This is a genomic window from Streptomyces sp. BV286, assembly GCF_019090165.1.
In the GTDB taxonomy this organism is placed as follows: domain Bacteria; phylum Actinomycetota; class Actinomycetes; order Streptomycetales; family Streptomycetaceae; genus Streptomyces.
Genome location: NZ_JAHRIB010000191.1, coordinates 1 through 20,563, shown reverse-complemented (window position 1 = coordinate 20,563; position 20,563 = coordinate 1). Strand labels below are relative to the sequence as shown.

At 72.5% G+C, this 20,563-nt stretch carries 18 protein-coding genes; 12 read left to right on the top strand and 6 right to left on the bottom strand.

The features are described from left to right. Positions 1–296: 296 nt before the first annotated feature. The 3 genes from KUF83_RS36370 to hmgA all read right to left on the bottom strand — a co-directional run bounded on the left by KUF83_RS36370 (position 297) and on the right by hmgA (position 3,736). Positions 297–1,496 carry a type ISP restriction/modification enzyme gene (locus KUF83_RS36370; RefSeq protein WP_217459326.1) on the bottom strand — a complete coding sequence of 400 codons (1,200 nt, stop codon included), beginning with the start codon at positions 1,494–1,496 and terminating at the stop codon, positions 297–299. A gap of 50 nt (positions 1,497–1,546) precedes the next feature. After that, a complete protein-coding gene (locus KUF83_RS36365) occupies positions 1,547–2,296 on the bottom strand; it encodes a GntR family transcriptional regulator (RefSeq protein ID WP_217459325.1) in 750 nt (249 codons plus the stop codon). A gap of 63 nt (positions 2,297–2,359) precedes the next feature. Then, positions 2,360–3,736 carry a homogentisate 1,2-dioxygenase gene (gene hmgA / locus KUF83_RS36360; RefSeq protein WP_217459324.1) on the bottom strand — a complete coding sequence of 459 codons (1,377 nt, stop codon included), beginning with the start codon at positions 3,734–3,736 and terminating at the stop codon, positions 2,360–2,362. A 173-nt stretch (positions 3,737–3,909) separates the two neighbouring features. On the opposite strand from hmgA, the gene KUF83_RS36355 reads away from it, so the two are divergent. The 9 genes from KUF83_RS36355 (at position 3,910) to KUF83_RS36315 (ending at position 15,372) form a co-directional block, all read left to right on the top strand. Beyond that, positions 3,910–4,692 carry a nuclear transport factor 2 family protein gene (locus tag KUF83_RS36355; protein WP_308403300.1) on the top strand — a complete coding sequence of 261 codons (783 nt, stop codon included), beginning with the start codon at positions 3,910–3,912 and terminating at the stop codon, positions 4,690–4,692. Continuing rightward, the gene (locus KUF83_RS36350; protein WP_217459323.1) at positions 4,689–5,309 is read left to right on the top strand and encodes a TetR/AcrR family transcriptional regulator; all 621 of its coding nucleotides are present in this window, start codon (positions 4,689–4,691) and stop codon (positions 5,307–5,309) included. The genes KUF83_RS36355 and KUF83_RS36350 overlap by 4 nt, the downstream gene beginning before the upstream one ends. A 186-nt stretch (positions 5,310–5,495) precedes the next feature. Further along, positions 5,496–7,751 (top strand): molybdopterin oxidoreductase family protein, encoded by a 2,256-nt coding sequence (locus tag KUF83_RS36345; RefSeq protein ID WP_217459322.1) that lies wholly within the window; start codon positions 5,496–5,498, stop codon positions 7,749–7,751. Between the two features lie 122 nt (positions 7,752–7,873). After that, positions 7,874–9,352, top strand: coding sequence for a CitMHS family transporter (locus KUF83_RS36340; RefSeq protein ID WP_217459321.1), 1,479 nt, complete (start codon positions 7,874–7,876; stop codon positions 9,350–9,352). Between the two features lie 97 nt (positions 9,353–9,449). Beyond that, on the top strand, positions 9,450–10,685 hold the full coding sequence (locus KUF83_RS36335) for an MFS transporter (protein ID WP_217459418.1): 1,236 nt from the start codon (positions 9,450–9,452) through the stop codon (positions 10,683–10,685). Between the two features lie 201 nt (positions 10,686–10,886). After that, positions 10,887–12,233: an ABC transporter ATP-binding protein gene (locus tag KUF83_RS36330; protein ID WP_217459320.1), complete on the top strand. Its 1,347-nt coding sequence runs from the start codon at positions 10,887–10,889 to the stop codon at positions 12,231–12,233. Positions 12,234–12,253: 20 nt separating this feature from the next. Next, on the top strand, positions 12,254–12,715 hold the full coding sequence (locus tag KUF83_RS36325) for a DUF3574 domain-containing protein (protein ID WP_217459319.1): 462 nt from the start codon (positions 12,254–12,256) through the stop codon (positions 12,713–12,715). A gap of 148 nt (positions 12,716–12,863) precedes the next feature. Further along, a complete protein-coding gene (locus tag KUF83_RS36320; protein WP_217459318.1) occupies positions 12,864–14,252 on the top strand; it encodes an aldehyde dehydrogenase family protein in 1,389 nt (462 codons plus the stop codon). A 13-nt stretch (positions 14,253–14,265) separates the two neighbouring features. After that, positions 14,266–15,372, top strand: coding sequence for a Zn-dependent alcohol dehydrogenase (locus KUF83_RS36315; RefSeq protein WP_217459317.1), 1,107 nt, complete (start codon positions 14,266–14,268; stop codon positions 15,370–15,372). Between the two features lie 7 nt (positions 15,373–15,379). Here KUF83_RS36315 and KUF83_RS36310 read toward each other — a convergent pair whose 3' ends face one another. The 3 genes from KUF83_RS36310 to KUF83_RS36300 form a co-directional block, all read right to left on the bottom strand. Next, positions 15,380–16,378: a DMT family transporter gene (locus KUF83_RS36310; RefSeq protein ID WP_217459417.1), complete on the bottom strand. Its 999-nt coding sequence runs from the start codon at positions 16,376–16,378 to the stop codon at positions 15,380–15,382. Between the two features lie 142 nt (positions 16,379–16,520). After that, entirely contained in the window at positions 16,521–17,255 is a 735-nt protein-coding gene (locus KUF83_RS36305) for a helix-turn-helix transcriptional regulator (protein WP_217459316.1), read from the bottom strand. A 280-nt stretch (positions 17,256–17,535) separates the two neighbouring features. After that, positions 17,536–18,171 carry a TetR/AcrR family transcriptional regulator gene (locus KUF83_RS36300; protein WP_217459315.1) on the bottom strand — a complete coding sequence of 212 codons (636 nt, stop codon included), beginning with the start codon at positions 18,169–18,171 and terminating at the stop codon, positions 17,536–17,538. Between the two features lie 103 nt (positions 18,172–18,274). On the opposite strand from KUF83_RS36300, the gene KUF83_RS36295 reads away from it, so the two are divergent. The 3 genes from KUF83_RS36295 (at position 18,275) to KUF83_RS36285 (ending at position 20,520) form a co-directional block, all read left to right on the top strand. Further along, the gene (locus tag KUF83_RS36295) at positions 18,275–19,426 is read left to right on the top strand and encodes an acyl-CoA dehydrogenase family protein (protein WP_217459314.1); all 1,152 of its coding nucleotides are present in this window, start codon (positions 18,275–18,277) and stop codon (positions 19,424–19,426) included. Positions 19,427–19,486: 60 nt separating this feature from the next. Next, complete coding sequence (locus tag KUF83_RS36290) at positions 19,487–19,774, top strand: YiaA/YiaB family inner membrane protein (RefSeq protein WP_217459313.1); 288 nt, start codon at positions 19,487–19,489, stop codon at positions 19,772–19,774. Between the two features lie 119 nt (positions 19,775–19,893). Beyond that, positions 19,894–20,520 (top strand): TetR/AcrR family transcriptional regulator, encoded by a 627-nt coding sequence (locus KUF83_RS36285; protein ID WP_217459312.1) that lies wholly within the window; start codon positions 19,894–19,896, stop codon positions 20,518–20,520. Positions 20,521–20,563 lie beyond the last annotated feature (43 nt).

Here is a 20,563-nt window from a genome sequence, read left to right as displayed (position 1 = left end):
GGCTGCGGGTGGGTGGGGGCTGGTCGCGCAGTTCCCCGCGCCCCTTGAAGGATTGCGCCGTTCCCCGCGCCCCCGAAAAAGATTGCGCCGTTCCCCGCGCCCCCGAAAGAGATTGCGCCGTTCCCCGCGCCCCTAAAAGACTGCGCAGTTCCCCGCGCCCCTAAAGCAACGGGCTGCGCCGTTGCCCGCGCGCTTGGCCGGGGTTGCCAGTGCCCCAGTGCCCCAGTGCCCCAGTTGCCCCCGTGGGCTCGCGTCCCCGTGGGCTCCCGTTCTCGTCCCCGTGTTCCCGTGTTGTGTCAGAGCAGGGTGAACTGGCCCTCCGGGCCCTCTTCGTGGTGGTCCAGGACCGAGGCCGGTCTGCGGGACGTGTCCGAGGGGGGCAGGATGCCCGTCTTTCGCAGGTCGGTCGCGGTGATGGGGGTGCCTGGCGTCAACTCGGCTTGCTGGGGGCGTAGTTCGGCGAGCAGGGACAGGACCGTGATGACTTCCAGCAGCTCGGACGTCCAGGCCTGGGGCCAGGTCGCCGGGCGGATCGCCTCCAGTGTGCCGGGCTCCGGCACGCTGGTCCGGCCGGCGAACCACTGGTCCAGGACGCGCACGCCACCGACCTCGAAGTCCCAGGCGGCGGGCGGTACGGGGGAGATGCGGCCCTCGTCGAGGTGGAGGGTCTCCTCGTCGCGGTCGTAGCGGAGTTCGACGGGCCGGGAGGGGAGCGGGGCCCGTACGTACGGACGGCGGCCACCGGGGAGCCTGGGGCGCTCGCCGTCGCGGCGCATCAGCCACAGCATGCGGTGGCCCAACCCGGTCCCGTGCGACCAGAGTTCCGGATCGGCGGTGAGCGGGACGGCGCACCCGCGGGGGCCGGGGCGGGCGACCGCGACCGTCCAGGCGAGGACGTCGAGGGGGGTGGGGGAGTGGTCGAGCCGCTCGGCCAGGAGGTCCAGCAGCCCCGGCGCCAGGTTGGGTTCACGGCCGCCGGGGCGCCGGTACAGGGGGCGGACCCGGCCGGGCCGGGCGACAGGCAGGGACTTCGGCTGCGGCGGGACCACCGGAAGGACCGACGCGATCAGGAGGGGCGGCGCGTCGGGGGCGGGGGTCTGCTCCACGGCGAACAGCTGCTCCTCGTCCGCCACGCGCCACAACTCCGGCCGCGCCGCGTCGATCAGCCGGTGGTCGGGGATCAGCCACTGTTCGTCGAACGGCCCGTGCAGGACCCGGACGGGCTCCGCGCACCGGCCGGACGCCCGCGCCAGCCGCCCCGTCCCGGAGGGCCGGCCGGGCAACTGCCCCACCGCCGAGTGCAGGGTCCGCGCGCGGGTGACGCCGAACAGCGCCTCGCGGTCGGGTCCCTCCGCCTTCACGAGGGCGTCCCACCGCGCCTTCAGGGACGCCGCGTCGGGCCCCGTCGGCCACGCCCGGCCCAGCCGGGGCGGTGCGACGGACCACGGCATGAGGTCCGCGAGCAGCGGCGCGTCGTCGTGCGTCACGCTCGGCATCGTACGACGTGCGTCATGAGCGGCGACTCCGTCCCGTCCGTCCCGCACGGTCAGTGGGCGTCGAGGGTGACCGTGAACGAGAAACGGTCGCCCCGGTAGTGGATACGGGCCACGTCCAGCGCCCGGCCGTCCTCGCCGTGCACGATGCCCGTGTAGTGCAGGATCGGGCTCAGCAGCGGGACGTTGAGCAGCCGCGCGGTCTCCGGGTCGGCGAGGCGCGCCTCGACGGTGTCGGTGATCTGCCCGATCCGCGCCCCCGCGACATCCCGCAGCACCTTCGTCATGGGCCAGCGGACCAGGTCCTCGGGGTCGATCAGCGCCGCCAGTTCGGGCCGGACGTAGTTGCGCGCGTGGTTGGTCGGCTCCCCGGTCTTCTCGTCGCTGCGCAGCCGGTGGTACGTGGCCACCTCCGCCAGGTCCGGGAAGTGCTCGGAGAGCTCGGCCGACACGGGCTCGCTTCCGTGGTCCAGCAGCTCCGTCGTCATGCCCGACTGCTGGGCCACGATCGCGTCGACCGAGCCGAGCAGCCGGACCGGGGCGCCCCGGGTGGCGCTCGGCTCGATGAACGTGCCGCGCCGGCGGTGGCGGGTGATGAGCCCCTCGTCCTCCAGTTCCTTGAGCGCCTGCCGCATGGTCAGCACGCTCACCCCGTAGTGCTCCGCCAGCTGTTCCTCGGTGGGCAGGCGCAGCGGATCCTGCGGCGACCGGCCGAGTATCGAGGCGCGCAGGGACTGCGACACCTGATACCAGAGCGGCAGCTTGCGGTTCAGGACGATCGAATCCGGGGCGAAGGAGGTCACGAGGGTATCCGTACCGTTCGTGGGCGTTCGGTGCAACGGGCGGTCATGGGCGGCCGCCGGCCGTCACGTCCGGCCGTCCGGCCGGAAGTGGCGCTGCAGACCCTGCCACACGTCGTCGTACCCGCGCTGCAGATGCTCCGCCCGGGCGGCCTGTGCGGTCGCGGTGACCGGCCAGCGCGTCTCGAACATGAAGGCCAGACCGTCGTCCACCTTCTGCGGCCGCAGCTCGGCGGCGCTCGCCCGGTCGAACGTCTCCCGGTCGGGACCGTGCGCCGACATCATGTTGTGCAGCGAACCCCCGCCCGGCACGAAGCCCTCCGCCTTCGCGTCGTACGCGCCCTCGACGAGCCCCATGTACTCGCTCATCACGTTCCGGTGGAAGTAGGGCGGCCGGAAGGTGTCCTCTCCCACCAGCCAGCGCGGCGCGAACACCACGAAGTCGACCCCGGCCAGACCCGGTGTGTCGGACGGCGACGTCAGCACGGTGAAGATCGACGGGTCGGGATGGTCGTAGCTGATGGTGCCGATCACATTGAAGAGGCGCAGATCGTAGGCGTACGGCACATGGTTGCCGTGCCAGGCGACGACGTCCAGCGGCGAGTGGTCGTACATCGCCGTCCAGAGGTTGCCGCAGAACTTGTTGACCACCTCCACCGGTCCCGCCGTCTCCGTGTCGTCCTCGTACGCGGCGACCGGGGCCCGGAAGTCCCGGGGGCTCGCGAGGCCGTTGGCGCCGATCGGGCCGAGGTCGGGGAGCTGGAAGGGTGCCCCGTAGTTCTCGCACACATAGCCCCGGGCGGACGGACTGCGCCTGCCGTCGGCCGCGGTGTCGAGCAGCTCCACACGGAAGCGCACCCCACGAGGAATCAACGCCACGTGTCCCGGCTCCACATGCAGCAGGCCGAACTCGGTGCGCAGCAGCAGCCCGCCCCGCTCCGGCACGATCAGCAGCTCGCCGTCCGCGTCGCTGAACACCCGCTCCATGGAGACGTCGGCGTGATAGAGGTGCACCGCCATGCCGGTGCGCTGGGTGGCGTCGCCGTTGCCGCCGAGGGTCCACAGGCCCGCCAGGAAGTCGGTGCCCGGGGCGGGCTCCGGCAACGGGTTCCAGCGCAGCCGGTTGGGGTCCGGCACCGTCTCCGTGAAGGGAGCCGTGCGCAGCGTGCCGTTGTCGGTGCGGGTGAACGCGGGGTGCGCGGCCGACGGACGGATCCGGTACAGCCACGAGCGGCGGTTGTGCGCCCGCGGCTCCGTGAACGCCGAGCCGCTCAGCTGCTCCGCGTACAGCCCGAGCGGGACCCGCTGCGGCGAGTTGCGGCCGAGCGGAAGCGCACCCGGCACCGCCTCGGAACTGTGCTCGTTGCCGAACCCCGAGAGATACGTCAGCGCCTCGGCGGTCTTCCGCAGTGCCTCGGCGCCGTTGCGCGCGTCCCCGCTCATGATCGCTCCCTCGTTCCCGATTCCTATGTATCACCGTAGGATTCGCGGAATCGGTGCGCAAGGGGGAATCCGGCGCCCGGAGGAGGCCGGATTCCCCCGACGGGACCGTGGTAGTACCCAGAACCCGACTCAAGGGGGATTCGGCTCTCGGAGAGGTGTTCTAATCTCCCGGGATGTCGTGGACGCGTGTACTACTCACCGCGCTCGCGGTCTGTTCCCTGCTCGGCGCTCTGCTCGTCGGAGCGACCGGCTGTGGATCCGGCGACGCGCAGGAGGACGACGACGAGGTGAGGCCCTCACCGGTGGGCGAGGTGCTGGAGGACACGGACGAGGAGGGGCGGCACTACCGTGAGGTCGACGAGAAGAGTGCGCCCCGGGTCGACGTCGAGATACAGCCCGCCGACGACGACGGCTGGGACGTCCGGCTGACCGTCCGTGACTTCAGCTTCTCGCCCGCCGGTACGCGCGGGGCGGCCGAGCAGGGCCGCGGCTACGCCCTGCTCCGGCTGGACGGCCGCCCCCTGTCCCAGCTCCGCGGCCCGGTCCACCATCTCTCCGGCGGGGTCGTCTCGCGCGGCACCCACCAGGTGACCGTGCGCCTGCACGCCGATGACGACACGGTGTGGGCCGTCGACGGAGAGCCCGTCGGCAGCACCGCGGACATCACGGTGTCCGACCCGGGCCCCACGCACGAGGGGCGGACGACGGCCGGCCCGCCCGCACGGCCCTCCACGGCCACCGGCCCGCAGCCCTCGCCACCGGCGGCCACCGGTTCGGGGCTCTCGGGTTCGGAGGTCGCCGGGCCCCCGGCCTCCGTGACCACCGGACCGGCACCCGCGAGGCACGGTCCGGACGCCGGACGGCGAGCGGCCCGCACACCGAAGGATGAGTGGTACGGACACCGACCTCGTACCCGAGGGCAAGGTTCACCGGACCCCGGCGGAAAGGCATCATGAAGCCCGTGCCCCACGCGACCTCGCTGCGCCGCGCGCCCGTCCAGCGCCGGAGCGCCGAAAGACTCACCCGTATCCTCGACGCCTGCGCCGACCTCCTGGACGAGGTCGGCTACGACGCCCTGAGCACCCGCGCGGTCGCCCTGCGCGCCGGTGTGCCCATAGGCTCCGTCTACCGGTTCTTCGGCAACAAGCGGGCCATGGCCGACGCGCTGGCCCAGCGCAACCTCGACGTCTACACCGAGCGCGTCACCCGTCGTCTCCAGGAGACCGGTGAGGGGGCCGGCTGGCGCGCGGCCATGGACGCGGTCCTCGACGAGTACCTCGCCATGAAGCGCACGGCGCCCGGGTTCTCGCTCGTCGACTTCGGCAATCAGATCCCCGTCGGCACCCGTGACGCCGAACCCAACACGCGCGTCGCCGACCGCCTCACCGACATGCTCTCCGTCTACCTCGGCCGCGCCCCCGACGACGACCTCCGCCGCACCTTCCTCATCGCCGTCGAAGCGGCCGACACCCTCGTCCAGCTCGCCTTCCGCCTCAGCCCGGAGGGCGACGAGCGGGTCGTCGAGGAGACCCGGGAGCTGCTCCGGGCGTACCTCTCGCGGTCGCTCGACTGATCCGCACGACGTACGGGCGGCAGTAGGGCTCGGGGGTGGGCGGAGAGGGCGGAGGCCTTCGCGGTCCGAGCGGCCCGCGAATTTCCGACGTGACCCCCGTCGGCCCCTCCCCACCGTTCATACCGGTCGGTATGCTCGGTCGGGTCAGTGCGTCACCGTCGCCGCCACCCCCTCCGGGAGGACCCTGTGTCCAGCACCACCGACTCCCGCACAGCCCTGCGCATCTGCCCGCTCTGCGAGGCCACCTGCGGGCTGACGCTCACCATCGAGGGGACCAGGGTGACGAGCGCGCGCGGAGACCGCGACGACGTGTTCAGCCAGGGGTTCATCTGCCCGAAGGGCGCCTCGTTCGGGGCCGCCGACGGTGATCCGGACCGACTGCGCACCCCGCTCGTACGCACGGACGGCGAACTGCGCGAGGCCACCTGGGAGGAGGCCTTCGACGCGGTCGCCGCCGGACTGCGGCCGGTCGTCGAACGGCATGGGCCGCACGCCGTCGGCGTTGTCCTCGGCAACCCGAACGTGCACACCATGGCAGGCGCCCTCTACCCGACCGTCCTGCTCGCCGGACTCGGCACCCACAGCCTCTTCACCGCGTCCACCGTCGACCAGATGCCCAAGCACGTCTCCAGCGGCCTCCTCTACGGAGACGCCAACGCGATCCCCGTACCCGACCTCGACCGCACCGACCACCTGCTGCTGATCGGCGCCAACCCCCTGGAGTCCAACGGCAGTCTGTGCACCGCGCCCGACTTCCCCGGGAAACTCAAGGCCCTCAAGGCGCGCGGCGGCACCCTCACGGTCATCGACCCCCGCCGCACCCGCACCGCGAGGCTCGCCGACCGGCACGTCGCCATCCGCCCCGGCACCGACGCGCTGCTCCTCGCGGCGATGGCGCACGTCCTCTTCGACGAGAAGCTCACCGACCTCGGCGACCTCCGCGACCTCGTGCAAGGACTCGACGAACTCGCCGAAGCCGTCCGGGACTTCACGCCCGAGGCCGCCGCCGGGGCCTGCGACGTCGACGCCGACACCATCCGGGCGCTCGCCCGCGAACTGGCCGCCGCGCCCACCGCCGCCGTCTACGGCCGCATCGGCAGCTGCACCGTCGAGCACGGCACCCTGGCCAGCTGGCTCGTCGACATCCTGAACATCGTCACCGGCAACCTCGACCGCCCCGGCGGCGCCCTCTTCCCGCAGGCCGCCACCGACCGGACACCCCGCCCCGCCGGACCCGGCCGCGGCTTCGCGCTCGGCCGCTGGCACAGCCGGGTCGGCCGCCACCCGGAGGCCAAGGGCGAACTGCCGATCGCCGCCCTCGCCGAGGAGATCGACACCCCGACCGCCGAGGGCGAGCCGGTCCGCGCCCTCATCGCCGTCGCCGCCAACCCCGTCCTGTCCACGCCCGACGGCGACCGCCTCGACAAGGCCCTCGACTCACTCGACTTCATGGTCAGCGTCGACCCGTACCTGAACGAGACCTCCCGCCACGCCCACGTCGTCCTGCCGCCGCCCCCGCCGTCGCAGAGTGCGCACCACGACTTCGCCTTCAACACGCTCGCCGTGCGCAACCAGGTCCGTTACACCCGGGCCGCGGTCCCCCTGGAAGCGGGCAGGATGGCCGAGACGGAGATCCTCGCCCGGCTCGTCCTCGCCGCGACCGGCATGCACGGCGCCGACCCCTCCGCCGTCGACGACCTGGTCATCGGCCAGACCCTCGGCAAGGCCGTCAAGGAACCCCACTCCCCGGCGCACGGCCGCGACCCCCAGGAACTCGCCGCCGCCCTCACCGGAGACACCGGCCCCGAGCGGCGCCTCGACATGATGCTGCGGCTCGGCCCGTACGGCGACGGCTTCGGCGTACGCCCCGAGGGCCTGACCCTGGAGAAGCTGCTCGACCAGCCCCACGGCATCGACCTCGGACCCCTCCAGCCGCGCCTCCCGCAGCCCCTCAAGACCCGCAGCGGGCTCGTGGAGCTCCTCCCGCGGCCGCTCGCCGACGATCTCCCGCGCCTGCGCGACGCGCTGCGCCGGCGCCCCGAGGGCCTCGTCCTCGTCGGCCGCCGCCACCTGCGCTCCAACAACAGCTGGATGCACAACATCCCCGCCCTCACCGGCGGCACCAACCGCTGCACCCTGCACATCCACCCCGAGGACGCCGAACGCCTCGGCGTCACCGACGGCGCCCCGGTGCGGGTGAAGGGCGCCGGGGGAGAGGTCGTGGCCCCCGCCGAGATCACCGACTCCGTACGACGCGGCGTCGTGAGCCTGCCGCACGGCTGGGGACACGACCGTCCCGGCACCCGGCTGACCCACGCCGCGACGGAACCCGGCGTCAACGTCAACCAGCTCCTGGACGGCAGCCTGCTCGACCCGCTGTCCGGCACGGCAGTGCTCAATGGCGTACCCATCGATATCGCGCCAACAGGCACAACGCTGTGACCAGGAGTTTTGCGCTTATTGCTCTCGTGTCAACATCTTGTTAAGACTTGCGGGCCCGCCCTAACGTCACTCGAACCGCCGGCCCTGGTGGGAGTTCAAGGGCGAACGTTAGGTATCCACTCATGCTGACCATCCTCGGCTTCACCATGATCGCGACCTTCCTGGTCCTGATCATGATGAAGAAGATGTCGCCGATCGCGGCGCTCGTACTGATCCCGGCACTCTTCTGCGTGTTCGTCGGAAAGGGCGCACACCTCGGCGACTACGTCATCGAAGGGGTGGGCAACCTCGCGCCCACCGCCGCGATGCTGATGTTCGCCATCGTGTACTTCGGCGTCATGATCGACGTCGGCCTCTTCGACCCGATCGTCCGAGGCATCCTCAAGTTCTGCAAGGCCGACCCGCTGCGCATCGTCGTCGGCACGGCCCTGCTCGCGGCGATCGTCTCGCTGGACGGCGACGGCTCGACCACCTTCATGATCACGGTCTCGGCGATGTACCCGCTGTACAAGCGCCTCAAGATGAGCCTCGTGGTGATGACCGGTGTCGCCGCCACCGCCAACGGCGTGATGAACACCCTGCCCTGGGGCGGCCCGACCGCACGCGCCGCCACCGCGCTCAAGCTCGACGCCGGTGACATCTTCGTCCCGATGATCCCGGCGCTCGCCGTCGGCCTGGTCGCCGTGATCGCCCTCTCGTACGTCCTCGGCCTGCGCGAGCGCAAGCGGCTCGGCGTGCTGAGCCTCGCCGACGTGCTGGAGAAGGAGAAGCAGGAGACCGAGACCCCCGGGGCGACCGAGGTCACCGAGACCGAGACGGTGCTCGTCGGCGCCGGCGCCACCGCCTCCGGCGGCCCGGGCGACGGCAAGGTGCGCTTCTCCAAGACCACGGGCGGCGCGGGCTCCGGCACCGACGCCACCGATGACGCCACCGATGACGAGGAGGAGGACGACGTCCGCCTCCAGGGCCTGGACCCGAACCGTCCGACCCTGCGTCCCAAGCTGTACTGGTTCAACGCGCTGCTCACGCTGACCCTCCTCACCGCCATGATCATGGAACTGCTGCCGATCCCGGTCCTGTTCCTGCTCGGCGCCGCGCTGGCCCTGTCGGTCAACTTCCCGCACATCCCCGACCAGAAGGCCCGGCTCGCCGCCCACGCCGACAACGTCCTCAACGTCTCCGGCATGGTCTTCGCCGCCGCCGTCTTCACCGGCGTCCTCCAGGGCACCGGCATGGTCGACTCCATGGCCAAGTGGCTCGTCGACGGCATCCCGGACGGCATGGGCCCGCACATGGCCATCGTCACCGGCGTCCTGAGCCTCCCGCTCACCTACTTCATGTCGAACGACGGCTTCTACTTCGGTGTCCTGCCGGTCCTCGCCGAGGCCGGTGCCGCGCACGGCGTCTCCCCGCTGGAGATCGCCCGCGCCTCCCTCGTCGGCCAGCCCCTGCACATGTCGAGCCCTCTGGTCCCGGCCGTGTACGTCCTCGTCGGCATGGCCAAGGTCGAGTTCGGCGACCACACCAAGTTCGTCGTCAAGTGGGCCGCGCTCACCTCGCTGGTGGTCCTCGGCGCCGGAATCCTGTTCGGCATCATCTGACCCCCGGCTCCCGGGAGTCCGACCGAACTCCCGGGGCCGGGCGTCCGGCCCAGAACACGGCCGGGAGGGCCGACTTGATCCGATGGGAAGCGTCACTGTGAGGCCCGGTGGGAACCGCGGCTGGCTGCTCCGCCTCGTCATCGCCTTCAGCTTCGCGCAGGGGGCGGTGTCGATGGCACGGCCCGCCGTCTCCTACCGGGCCCTCGCGCTGGGCGCCGACGAACGGGCGATCGGCGTGATCGCCGGGGTGTACGCCCTGCTGCCGCTCTTCGCCGCCGTACCGCTCGGACGGCGGACCGACCACGGCCGGTGCGCCCCGCTGCTCCCGGTGGGCGTCGTCCTCATCGCCGGCGGCTGCGCCCTCAGCGGCAAGGCCGACTCCCTCGCCGCCATGGCGGCCTGGAGCGGGGTGATGGGCCTCGGCCACCTCTCGTTCGTGATCGGTGCCCAGTCGCTCGTGGCCCGCCAGTCCGCGCCCCACGAACAGGACCGCAACTTCGGCCACTTCACCATCGGAGCCTCGCTCGGCCAGCTCGTCGGACCGATCGCCGCGGGCGCCCTCATCGGCGGCCCCGACATGGCGGGCACCAGCGCCCTCGCCCTGCTGGTCGCGGGCGCGGTCGCCGCGGTCTCGTTCGTCTCGCTGTGGCGCATAGAGCACCGTACGCAGCCCAAGTCCCGTACCGGACAGGGCGACCGCGTCCCCGTGCACCGCATCCTGCGCACCCGGGGCGTGCCCGCGGGCATCTTCATCAGCCTCGCCGTGCTCTCCGCGACGGACATCCTCACCGCGTACCTGCCGGTCGTCGGCGAGCACCGGGGCATCGCGCCCTCCGTGATCGGCCTGCTGCTCAGCCTGCGCGCGGCGGCGACCATCGCCTGCCGTCTGGTGATGACCCCGATGCTGCGGCTGCTGGGCCGGGCCGCGCTGCTCACCACGACCTGTCTGCTGGCCGCCGTGCTGTGTGCCGCGATCGCGCTGCCCGTGCCGGTCTGGGGCCTCGCCGTGATCCTCGCGCTGCTCGGCTTCTGCCTCGGCGTGGGCCAGCCCCTGTCGATGACCACGGTCGTCCAGGCCGCACCGGACGAGGCGCGCTCCACGGCCCTCGCCCTGCGGCTGACCGGCAACCGGCTCGGCCAGGTCGCCGCGCCCGCCGCCGCGGGCCTGATCGCCGGAGTGGCGGGCGTGGCCGCGCCGTTCGTGATGCTGGGAGCGCTGCTGGTGATCGCCTCGGGGCTGGGGCTGCGGCAGGGCCGTACCGGCGCCGCGGGGTCCGGGCCGACGGAGCGTACGAGGCGTACGCCATCCGCACCAGAGCGCGAGAGACGCTGAACAGGCGCTCTTCGCACGGGAGTTGCCGGAACGGCGGGTTTCGCGTGGGGCGCCGTACATCGGCCGTCCGATCCCGCCGTGAGTCTTCCCCGGGATGTGTGCGGTCCGTTAGCTTCCGTGACTCATAGGTCTCGTACGACCCGCGCGAGACCTCCGACCGCGGGGCGCCGGCGCCCTGTGAGCCCCCGGGGGTCACGTCCCATGCCACGTGCCGTCTCCCTGCACCAGGTCAGCAAGTCCTACACGCCCGGCGTGCGTGTGGTGGAGCGGCTGTCGCTCGACATCGCGCCGGGCGAGTTCCTGGTGCTGCTCGGGCCGTCCGGCTGCGGCAAGTCGACCGTGCTGAGGATGATCGCCGGACTGGAGGACCCCACCGAGGGAGAGGTACGCCTCGACGGGGCGTACGCCAACCATCTCCCGCCCTCCGAGCGGGACATGGCGATGGTCTTCCAGAACTTCGCGCTCTACCCGAGCATGACCAGCCGCGGGAACATCGGCTTCCCCCTCCGTATCGAGGCCCCCGGCCAGGACCCGCGCCCGCGCGTGGACGCCACGGCGCGCATGCTCGGCATCGAGGACCTTCTCGACCGCTTCCCCCATCAGCTCTCCGGCGGGGAACGCCAGCGCGTGGCGATGGGCCGGGCCATCGCCCGGCACCCCTCCGCCTTCCTGATGGACGAGCCGCTGGCCAACCTCGACGCCAAACTCCGCAACCACCTGCGGGCCGGGATAGCCAGGCTCACCCGGGAGCTGGGCGTCACCACCGTGTACGTCACCCACGACCAGACGGAGGCGATGTCCCTCGGTGACCGGGTCGTCGTCCTGCGCGGCGGTGTCCTCCAGCAGGTCGGCACCCCGCGCGAGGTCTACGCGCGGCCGGAGAACGTCTTCGTCGCCGCCTTCGTCGGCACGCCCAGGATCAACCTGCTCCGGGGTGTCGTCCTCGCCCCGCTCGACGGCGCCATGTCGATCGGCCTCGGCCGCCAGGCCCTCGTCCTGCCCGAACCCCTGTGCCTGGACCACCAGTTGCTCCGGGTGCAGCAGGGCCGCGAGGTCATCGTCGGCCTGCGCTCCGAGGCGGTACGGATCGCCCGGCGGGCGGAGGCCCGGCCCGGCGAGGTGGCGATCAGCGGGCTCGTCGAACATGTCGAGTTCCAGGGGCACGAGGCCCTCGTCCACTTCAACACCGGTTCGCGGCCCGCGCTCGTACCGGATCTGGAGGCGCCGCGACCGGTGGCCGGTCCGTCCCGCCGCCGCCGTCGGGAGGGCGGTGTCCTCGGCCGGCTGCGGGGCCGGGCGGACGTACTGCGGGCCGGGCCCGTGGTGGTCATGGACCACCCGGGCGACGCGGAGCCGGACCGGGCGGAACAGCAGTCGGCCGAGGGCCGGCCGCCGGGGGACCTCATCGTCCGTACGACACCCGACCACGCGCTTCGGCACGGGATGCAGGTCCCGCTTCTCGTGGACCTCGCCCATCTGTTTGTCTTCGACCAGCACGGCGTCCGCATCTGCCCGGCCCCGGCGCGCCTGCCGGACCTGGACGAGTGAGTCCCGCTAGGCATACGTCCATGATCACGAACATCACCCGAACCCGCCTCGCCGTCGCGACCGCCTCCGCCCTGCTGTTCGCCGGAGCCCCGGCCGCGTACGCCACGCTCACCGAGGACAAGCCCCGGGAAGCCGCCCCGGCCGTCAGGGGCGCGGCCTACGTCGAGACGCGTCTGTTCTTCGGCACCGAGCGCCCCGACGGGGGCCCGGCCGTCACCGACCGGCAGTTCATGGACTTCGTCGACCGGAAGGTCACCCCGGCCTTCCCGGACGGGCTCACCGTGCAGGACGGGCGCGGTCAGTGGCGGGACAGGAACGGCGTGGTCGAGCGCGAGCGGTCGTACGAGCTGATCCTGCTGTATCCGGCCGGGCGGGCCCGGGCGGCCGACCCGCGGATCGAGCGGATCCGCAACGCGTACGAGCGCGAGTTCGGCCAGGAGTCCGTGGCCAGGCTGGACGAACCGACACGCGCGGACTTCTGAGGTCCGGTTCCTCCCGGCCGGACCGGAGCCTGCGGCGTCCACCGCGGCGGCGCCCCTGGCGTGCAAAAACTAACACCGCTAGTTTGAGGTGTGGACGACGGCTAGGTTGGGGTGGCGGACGACGCCGCCCCACTCCCGGGAGGAACGCATGAAGGCACACGACGGCATGTACATCGACGGCGAATGGCGCCCGGCCGCTGGGGCGGACACGATCGCCGTCGTGAACCCGGCCGACGGGCAGGTCATCGGCCATGTCCCGGCGGGCACCGCCGAGGACGTCGACGCCGCCGTCCGGGCCGCCCGCGGCGCCTTCCCGGGCTGGGCCGCCACCCCGCCCGCCGAGCGCGCCGCGCGGATCGGCGCACTCCGGGACGTCCTCGTCGCCCGCAGGGACGAGATCGCCGGGACGGTCACCGCCGAGCTCGGATCGCCGCTGAAGTTCTCCCAGGCGGTACACGTGGGGGCGCCGGTCGCGGTCGCCGGTTCGTACGCCGAACTCGCCGCCTCGTACGCCTTCGAGGAGAAGGTCGGGAACTCGACCGTCTACCTGGAACCGGTCGGCGTCGTCGGAGCGATCACCCCCTGGAACTACCCGCTGCACCAGATCGTCGCCAAGGTCGCCCCGGCCCTCGCGGCGGGCTGCACGGTGGTGCTGAAGCCCGCCGAGGACACCCCGCTGACCGCGCAGCTCTTCGCGGAGGCGGTCCACGAGGCGGGTCTGCCGGCCGGTGTCTTCAACCTCGTCACCGGCCTCGGCCCGGTCGCGGGCCAGGCGCTCGCCGGGCACGAGGGCGTGGACCTCGTCTCCTTCACCGGCTCGACGGCCGTCGGCAGGCGGATCGGCGCGACGGCGGGCGCGGCCGTCAAGCGGGTCGCGCTGGAACTGGGCGGCAAGTCCGCCAACGTCATCCTGCCGAGCGCCGACCTGGCCAAGGCGGTGAACGTCGGCGTCGCCAACGTGATGTCCAACTCCGGCCAGACGTGCAGCGCCTGGACCCGCATGCTGGTGCACACCTCGCAGTACGACGAGGCGGTCTCCCTGGCCGCCGACGCCGCCGCGAAGTACGGCGAGCGCATCGGACCCGTCGTCAACGCCAAGCAGCAGCAGCGCGTGCGGGGTTACATCGAGAAGGGCGTCGCCGAGGGCGCACGCCTGGTCGCCGGCGGACCCGAAGCCCCCCAGGAACAGGGGTACTTCGTCAGCCCGACCGTCTTCGCGGACGTCACCCCGGAGATGACGATCGCCCAGGAGGAGATCTTCGGCCCGGTCCTGTCGGTCATCCGGTACGAGGACGAGGCGGACGCCCTGCGCATCGCCAACGGCACGGTGTACGGGCTCGCGGGCGCCGTCTGGGCCGGGGAGGAGGCGGAGGCGGTGGCCTTCGCGCGACGCCTGGACACCGGGCAGGTCGACATCAACGGCGGACGCTTCAACCCCCTCGCGCCCTTCGGCGGTTACAAGCAGTCGGGCGTCGGGCGCGAGCTGGGCTCGCACGGACTCTCCGAGTACCTCCAGACCAAGTCCCTCCAGTTCTAGGAGCGTTGTACGCATGGCCCGTAACACCGACACGGTTCGCGCCGCCGTCCTGCCCGCCGTCGGGGCCCCGCTGGAGGTCACCGGGATCGAACTGCCGGAGCCCGGCCCCGGGCAGGTGCGGGTGCGCCTCGCCGCCGCCGGGGTCTGTCACTCCGACCTGTCGCTGACCAACGGCACCATGCGGGTGCCGGTGCCCGCCGTCCTCGGGCACGAGGGGTCGGGGACCGTCGTCTCCGTCGGGCCCGGCGTCACGCACGTCGCCCCCGGGGACGGAGTCGTCCTCAACTGGGCTCCCTCCTGCGGAAGCTGTCACGCCTGCACACTGGGCGAGGTGTGGCTGTGCGCCAACGCGCTGGTGGGGGCCGGGAACGTGTACGCGCGGCGCACCTCCGACGGGACGGACCTGTACCCGGGCCTGAACGTCGCCGCGTTCGCGCAGGAAACGGTGGTGCCGGGCGCGTGCGTGCTGCCGGCGCCGGACGGGATCCCCCTGGCGGACGCCGCCCTGCTCGGCTGTGCCGTACTGACCGGCTACGGGGCGGTGCACCACTCGGCTCAGGTCCGCGCCGGTGAGACCGTGGCGGTCTTCGGCGTCGGCGGCGTGGGGCTCGCGGCTCTCCAGGCCGCCCGGATCGCCGGTGCCTCGACGATCGTGGCGGTCGACGTGTCACCGGAGAAGGAGGCCCTGGCGCGGGAGGCCGGAGCGACGGAGTACGTCGTCGCCTCGGACGCCACGGCGCGTGAGATCCGGGGGCTCACCGGCAAGCAGGGCGTGGACGTGGCCGTGGAGTGCGTGGGCCGTGCCGTCACGATCCGCGCCGCGTGGGAGTCCACACGTCGGGGCGGCCGGACCACGGTCGTCGGCATCGGCGGCAAGGACCAGCAGGTCTCCTTCAACGCGCTGGAGATCTTCCACTGGGGCCGCACGCTCTCCGGCTGCGTCTACGGCAACTCCGATCCCGCCCGTGACCTGCCGGTCCTCGCCGAGCACGTGCGGGCGGGACGGCTGGACCTGGGCGCCCTCGTCACGGAACGGATCGGCCTGGACGGCATCCCGTCGGCGTTCGAGAACATGCTGGCCGGCAAGGGCGGACGAGCGATGGTGATGTTCGCGGACTAGGGCTGCCCTAGGCCTTCCCGGACTGCGGCTCAGGGCGCGTTTCAGGGTGTGTCTCCGGGCCGGTCTCCGCAGCCGCGCCGACGGCCGTGGCGGGAGTGGCCGCCCCTGCCGTCGCCGCGCTCCGGGGCCCCGACCGCGACACCGCCACGCCCGCGAGACACACCAGCCCGCCGCCCAGAGTGATCCACCCCGGCACCTCGTCGAGCGCCGCCCAGGACATCAGCACCACCAGCGCGGGTACCGCGTACGTGGTGGCCCCCATCCGCCCGGCCGTCGTGCGGGCCAGCGCGAACGCCCAGGTGGTGAAGGCGAGAGCGGTCGGGAAGACGCCCAGGTACAGCATGTTGAGGGTCGCGGACAGCGGGGCGTCCCGGGCGTCGGAGACCAGCTGCCCGGCGAAGGGCAGGCAGGCCACCGCGCCGATCACACACCCGTACGTCGTCACCTGGAGCGCGGAACCGTGCCGCAGGGCCGGCTTCTGGGCGACCACACCGCCCGCGTACGCGACCGCGGCGAGCAGGCAGAGCAGCACGCCGACCACGGAGGCGCTGCCCTCGCCGGACATGGACAGTCCGACGACCGCCGCGCCCGCGAAGGAGACGGCCATCCCGGCGAGCAGCCGCTGCGGCAGCCCCTCCTTGAGCAGCCAGCCCGCGAGGAGGGCCATGATCAGCGGTCCGACGTTCACCACCAGGGCGGCGGTCCCGGCGTCGACCTTCTGCTCACCCCAGTTGAGCACCACCATGTACAGCCCGAACCAGAGCAGCCCGGACACCACGATGCCCGGCCAGGCGGCCCGCGCGGGCAGTCCCTCCCGGCGTATCAGGCAGATCACCCCGAGGACCAGCGCCCCGGCGAGCAGGCGTCCCAGAGCCAGCGCGCCGGGCGCGTAGGCCTCGCCCGCACTGCGGATGGACACGAAGGCGGAGGCCCACAGCAGCACGGTGACCGTGGCTGCCGCGGCGGCGAGCAGTTCGGTACGACGGGCGGGCGCAGCAGAGTTCATCACGGTCCAGAGGCTAGGCGGGAGGCGGTCGAAGGGCTCGCGATTTTCGGACGGGCTCTTTGCCAGGGCCTGGGTTCCGGGGTCCGGGTTCCGGCACCCGGCGTCGGCCGTTCGGCGACAGGGGGGCTACGGTCCCGGCGGGTCAGCGCAGCGCCTCCGGCCGGATCCCCAGCAGCTCCGCGAACATCCGCTCGCCCCGGTCCGTGACCTTCACGGCCCGTTCGGAGCCGATGCGTACGCACCACCCCGCGTCCAGGGCGTGCCGGCACAGCGCGGCTCCCGCGGTCCCCGCGAGATGAGGACGCCGTTCCGTCCAGTCCAGGCAGGCCCGGGCGAGCGGGCGCCGGCCGGTGCGTACGAGAGGGACGCCCAGGGTGTCGAACCAGCTCACCCCCTCGTCGGTGAGCGCGAACCCGGTGTCCTGGCGCAACAGGCCGAGCCCGGTGAGCGCGTCGGTGACCGCGATGCCGAGACGGCCGGCGAGATGGTCGTAGCAGGTACGGCCGCGAGCCATCGCACTGCCGGCGCCGGCCTCGCGCAGGGTGTGCGGCCGTGCGGCCGCCGTCGGCGTCACCTGCGCGGCGAGGTCCTCGACGAGCTGGGCGACCCGGGCGTCGGCCAGCCGTACGTACCGGTGGCGCCCCTGCCGCTCCTCGGTCAGCAGCCCGCCCGAGACCAGCTTTCCCAGGTGTTCGCTGGCCGTGGACGCGGCGACCCCCGCGTGCCGCGCCAGTTCCCCGGCGGTCCACGCCCGCCCGTCGAGCAGCACCAGCAGGAACGCGGCCCGCGTCTCGTCGGCGACCAGGGAGGCAAGGGCAGCGAGCCCCGCGGCGCCAGCGCGCGCGCCCCGCGCCCGCCCCGTGCGTGAGGAGGACATGACCCCAGCATGCACGCCCCACACTTCGCCGAACACCGAAAGATGCCCGGCGCCCCTCAAGGGCGCGGGGAACGCCGCGCTCAGCCCATAGGGCGCCGCAGCCGTGGAGCAACCGCACCACCGGAGCGCCTTTGAGGGGCGCGGGGAACTGCGCGCTCAGCCCCCACGGCCCGCAGCCGTCGTACGCCCGCACCACCGAAGCGCCGTCAAAGGGCGCGGGGAACGGCGCATAAGCCACGGCCCACCCCACCACCGCAGACCCCCACCACCACAGAACCCCCTACCCGCGGAGCGCCTCGTACTGCTGGGCCAAGCCGTCCAGCAACGCCCTGAGCCCCGTCTCGAACGCCCGCTCGTCGATCTTCTCCTGCTGCTCGGCAAGGAGATGGGCCTGCCCGAGATGCGGATAGTCGGCGGGATCGTACGCCGTCTCGTCGTCCACGAAGCCCCCGGCGAACGAACCGAGCGCGGACCCCATCACGAAGTACCGCATCAGCGCGCCGATGGACGTGGCCTGAGCCGGCGGCCACCCCGCCGCGACCATCGCACCGAAGACGGCGTCCGCGAGCCGCAGTCCGGCCGGGCGGCGGCCGGGCCCGCGGGCGAGCACCGGCACGATGTTCGGGTGGTCGCGCAGGGCCGCCCGGTAGGAGACGGCCCAGTCGTGCAGCGCGGTGCGCCAGTCCCGGCCGTCGTCGAACATCGACAGGTCGACCTGCGCGCTCACGGAGTCCGCGACGGCCTCCAGGATCTGGTCCTTCGTGCGGAAGTGGTTGTAGAGGGACGGCCCGCTCACTCCCAGTTCCGCCGCCAGCCGGCGGGTCGACACCGCGGCGAGGCCCTCGGCGTCCACCAGCGTCCGTGCCGCCCCGACGATGCGGTCGGTGCTGAGGAGGGGCTTGCGCGGTCGGGCCATGGCGCACATAGTAGGGCTGCGGAACAGAAACTAGCAGTGCTAATTTAAAGTCGCGGCTTTCACGCCACGGCCTTCACGTGGCCTTCGACCGGGAGGACTCGGCATGAACCTGGAGCTCAGCGAGGAGCAGACCGCCGTCCGACGGCTGGCCAGGGACTTCGTCGAGCGGGAGATCACCCCGAACGTGATCGCCTGGGACCGGGCGGAGGAGGTCGACCGCTCGCTCGTCAAGAAGCTCGGCGACGTCGGCTTCCTCGGCCTCACCGTCGACGAGGAGTACGGCGGCTCCGGCGGCGACCACCTCGCGTACTGCCTGGTGACGGGGGAGCTGGGTCGCGGCGACTCCTCGGTCCGCGGCATCGTCTCGGTCTCGCTCGGGCTCGTCGCCAAGACCGTCGCGTCCTGGGGGAGCGAGGAACAGAAGCGGCAGTGGCTGCCGGGCCTGACCTCCGGCGCGTACGTCGGCTGCTTCGGGCTCACGGAACCGGGCACCGGCTCCGACGCGGGCAGCCTCTCGACCAGGGCCCGGCGCGACGGCGACGAGTACGTGATCAACGGCAGCAAGATGTTCATCACCAACGGCACGTGGGCGGACGTCGTACTGCTCTTCGCCCGCTCGACCGACGCCCCCGGCCACAAGGGCGTCTCCGCCTTCCTCGTGCCGGCCGACACCCCCGGGCTGACCCGCCGTACCGTCCACGGCAAGCTCGGACTGCGGGGCCAGGCCACCGCCGAACTGACCCTGGAGGACGTGCGCGTACCGGCCTCGGCGATGCTCGGCCCCGAGGGGAAGGGCTTCACCGTCGCCATGTCCGCACTGGCCAAGGGCCGGATGTCGGTGGCGGCGGGCTGTGTGGGGATCGCCCAGGCCGCGCTGGAGGCCGCCGTGACGTACGCGACCGAGCGCGAGCAGTTCGGGAAGACCATCGCCCACCACCAGCTCGTCCAGGAACTGATCAGCGACATCGCCGTGGACGTGGACGCGGCACGGCTGCTCACCTGGCGTGTCGCCGATCTCGTCGACCGCGGCGAGCCGTTCGCCACGGAGTCCTCGAAGGCCAAGCTCTTCGCCTCGGAGGCCGCGGTGCGCGCCGCGAACAACGCGCTCCAGGTCTTCGGCGGCTACGGCTACATCGACGAGTACCCGGTCGGCAAGCTGCTGCGCGACGCCCGGGTCATGACGCTCTACGAGGGCACCAGCCAGATACAGAAGCTGGTCATCGGGCGGGCGCTGACCGGCGTGTCGGCTTTCTGAGTACGTCGACTGAGTACGCGGGCGGATGTGGCACCGGCCGCATCCGCCGACCCTGGTCGTATGAGTGACACACCGGTCAAGCAGCAGTCCACCGCCGCCTTCTACGGTCAGGCGGTCGTCTCCTTCGGCGTCGCGGCCGTCGCCACAGGCCTCGGCATCTTCCGGCTGGAGGCCGACACCTGGGTGCGCGCCTTCCTGGGAATCGCCGTGCTGTACCTCGTCACCTCGGCGTTCACCCTCGCCAAGGTGATCCGGGACCGGCAGGAGGCCGGGCACATTGTCAGCCGCGTCGACCAGGCCCGCCTGGAGAAGCTCCTTGCCGAGCACGACCCCTACGAGAAGCTGTGACCTCCGCCCGTCCACCAGGCCCCGGGGCCGCTTCCCACCGCTCTGAGCGGGCAGTCTAAGCGCTCGCTCAGTATCGGGGGTATGGTGTTCGTCCTGTCACTGGAAGGGGCGAACGAGCGATGAGTACGGCGGAGGAGACGGCCGGCGGCGAGATGCAGCCGTGGGCCGAGGTCACCCCTGACGCGGCCCGGCGGCTGCTCGTCGCCGCCGTGGAGGCCTTCGCCGAGCGCGGGTACCACGCGACGACGACCCGCGACATCGCGGGCCGGGCGGGGATGAGCCCGGCCGCGCTCTACATCCACTACAAGACGAAGGAAGAGCTGCTCCACCGGATCAGCAGGATCGGCCACGAGAAGGCCCTCGACATCCTGCGGACGGCGGCCGGCCGTCCCGGCAGCCCGGCCGAGCGGCTCGCCGACGCCGTGAGCTCCTTCGTCCGCTGGCACGCAGGCGGACGTACCACCGCGCGGGTCGTCCAGTACGAGCTGGACTCGCTCGGCGCGGACGCCCGCGCGGAGATCATCGCCCTGCGCCGCCAGGTCGACGCCGAGGTGCGCGGCATCATCCAGGACGGCGTGGCGGCCGGCGACTTCGACGTTCCCGACGTCCCGGGCACGACCCTCGCGGTCCTGTCCCTGTGCATCGACGTGGCCCGCTGGTTCAACGTGAACGGCTCGCGGACGCCGGAGGACGTGGGCACCCTGTACGCGGACCTGGTGCTGAGGATGGTCGGCGCAAGGAGCTAGTGCCGCGGCACCGGCACGCCCCCGTCCTCGAACCGGGCCACGG

Excerpts from the sequence above, each read along its gene's own strand:
- KUF83_RS36370 (WP_217459326.1), bottom strand. The coding sequence starts at position 1,496 with ATGCCGAGCGTGACGCACGACGACGCGCCGCTGCTCGCGGACCTCATG.
- hmgA (WP_217459324.1), bottom strand. The coding sequence starts at position 3,736 with ATGAGCGGGGACGCGCGCAACGGCGCCGAGGCACTGCGGAAGACCGCC.
- KUF83_RS36355 (WP_308403300.1), top strand. The coding sequence starts at position 3,910 with ATGTCGTGGACGCGTGTACTACTCACCGCGCTCGCGGTCTGTTCCCTG.
- KUF83_RS36350 (WP_217459323.1), top strand. The coding sequence starts at position 4,689 with ATGAAGCCCGTGCCCCACGCGACCTCGCTGCGCCGCGCGCCCGTCCAG.
- KUF83_RS36340 (WP_217459321.1), top strand. The coding sequence starts at position 7,874 with ATGCTGACCATCCTCGGCTTCACCATGATCGCGACCTTCCTGGTCCTG.
- KUF83_RS36330 (WP_217459320.1), top strand. The coding sequence starts at position 10,887 with ATGCCACGTGCCGTCTCCCTGCACCAGGTCAGCAAGTCCTACACGCCC.
- KUF83_RS36325 (WP_217459319.1), top strand. The coding sequence starts at position 12,254 with ATGATCACGAACATCACCCGAACCCGCCTCGCCGTCGCGACCGCCTCC.
- KUF83_RS36320 (WP_217459318.1), top strand. The coding sequence starts at position 12,864 with ATGAAGGCACACGACGGCATGTACATCGACGGCGAATGGCGCCCGGCC.
- KUF83_RS36315 (WP_217459317.1), top strand. The coding sequence starts at position 14,266 with ATGGCCCGTAACACCGACACGGTTCGCGCCGCCGTCCTGCCCGCCGTC.
- KUF83_RS36310 (WP_217459417.1), bottom strand. The coding sequence starts at position 16,378 with ATGAACTCTGCTGCGCCCGCCCGTCGTACCGAACTGCTCGCCGCCGCG.
- KUF83_RS36305 (WP_217459316.1), bottom strand. The coding sequence starts at position 17,255 with ATGTCCTCCTCACGCACGGGGCGGGCGCGGGGCGCGCGCGCTGGCGCC.
- KUF83_RS36300 (WP_217459315.1), bottom strand. The coding sequence starts at position 18,171 with ATGGCCCGACCGCGCAAGCCCCTCCTCAGCACCGACCGCATCGTCGGG.
- KUF83_RS36295 (WP_217459314.1), top strand. The coding sequence starts at position 18,275 with ATGAACCTGGAGCTCAGCGAGGAGCAGACCGCCGTCCGACGGCTGGCC.
- KUF83_RS36290 (WP_217459313.1), top strand. The coding sequence starts at position 19,487 with ATGAGTGACACACCGGTCAAGCAGCAGTCCACCGCCGCCTTCTACGGT.
- KUF83_RS36285 (WP_217459312.1), top strand. The coding sequence starts at position 19,894 with ATGAGTACGGCGGAGGAGACGGCCGGCGGCGAGATGCAGCCGTGGGCC.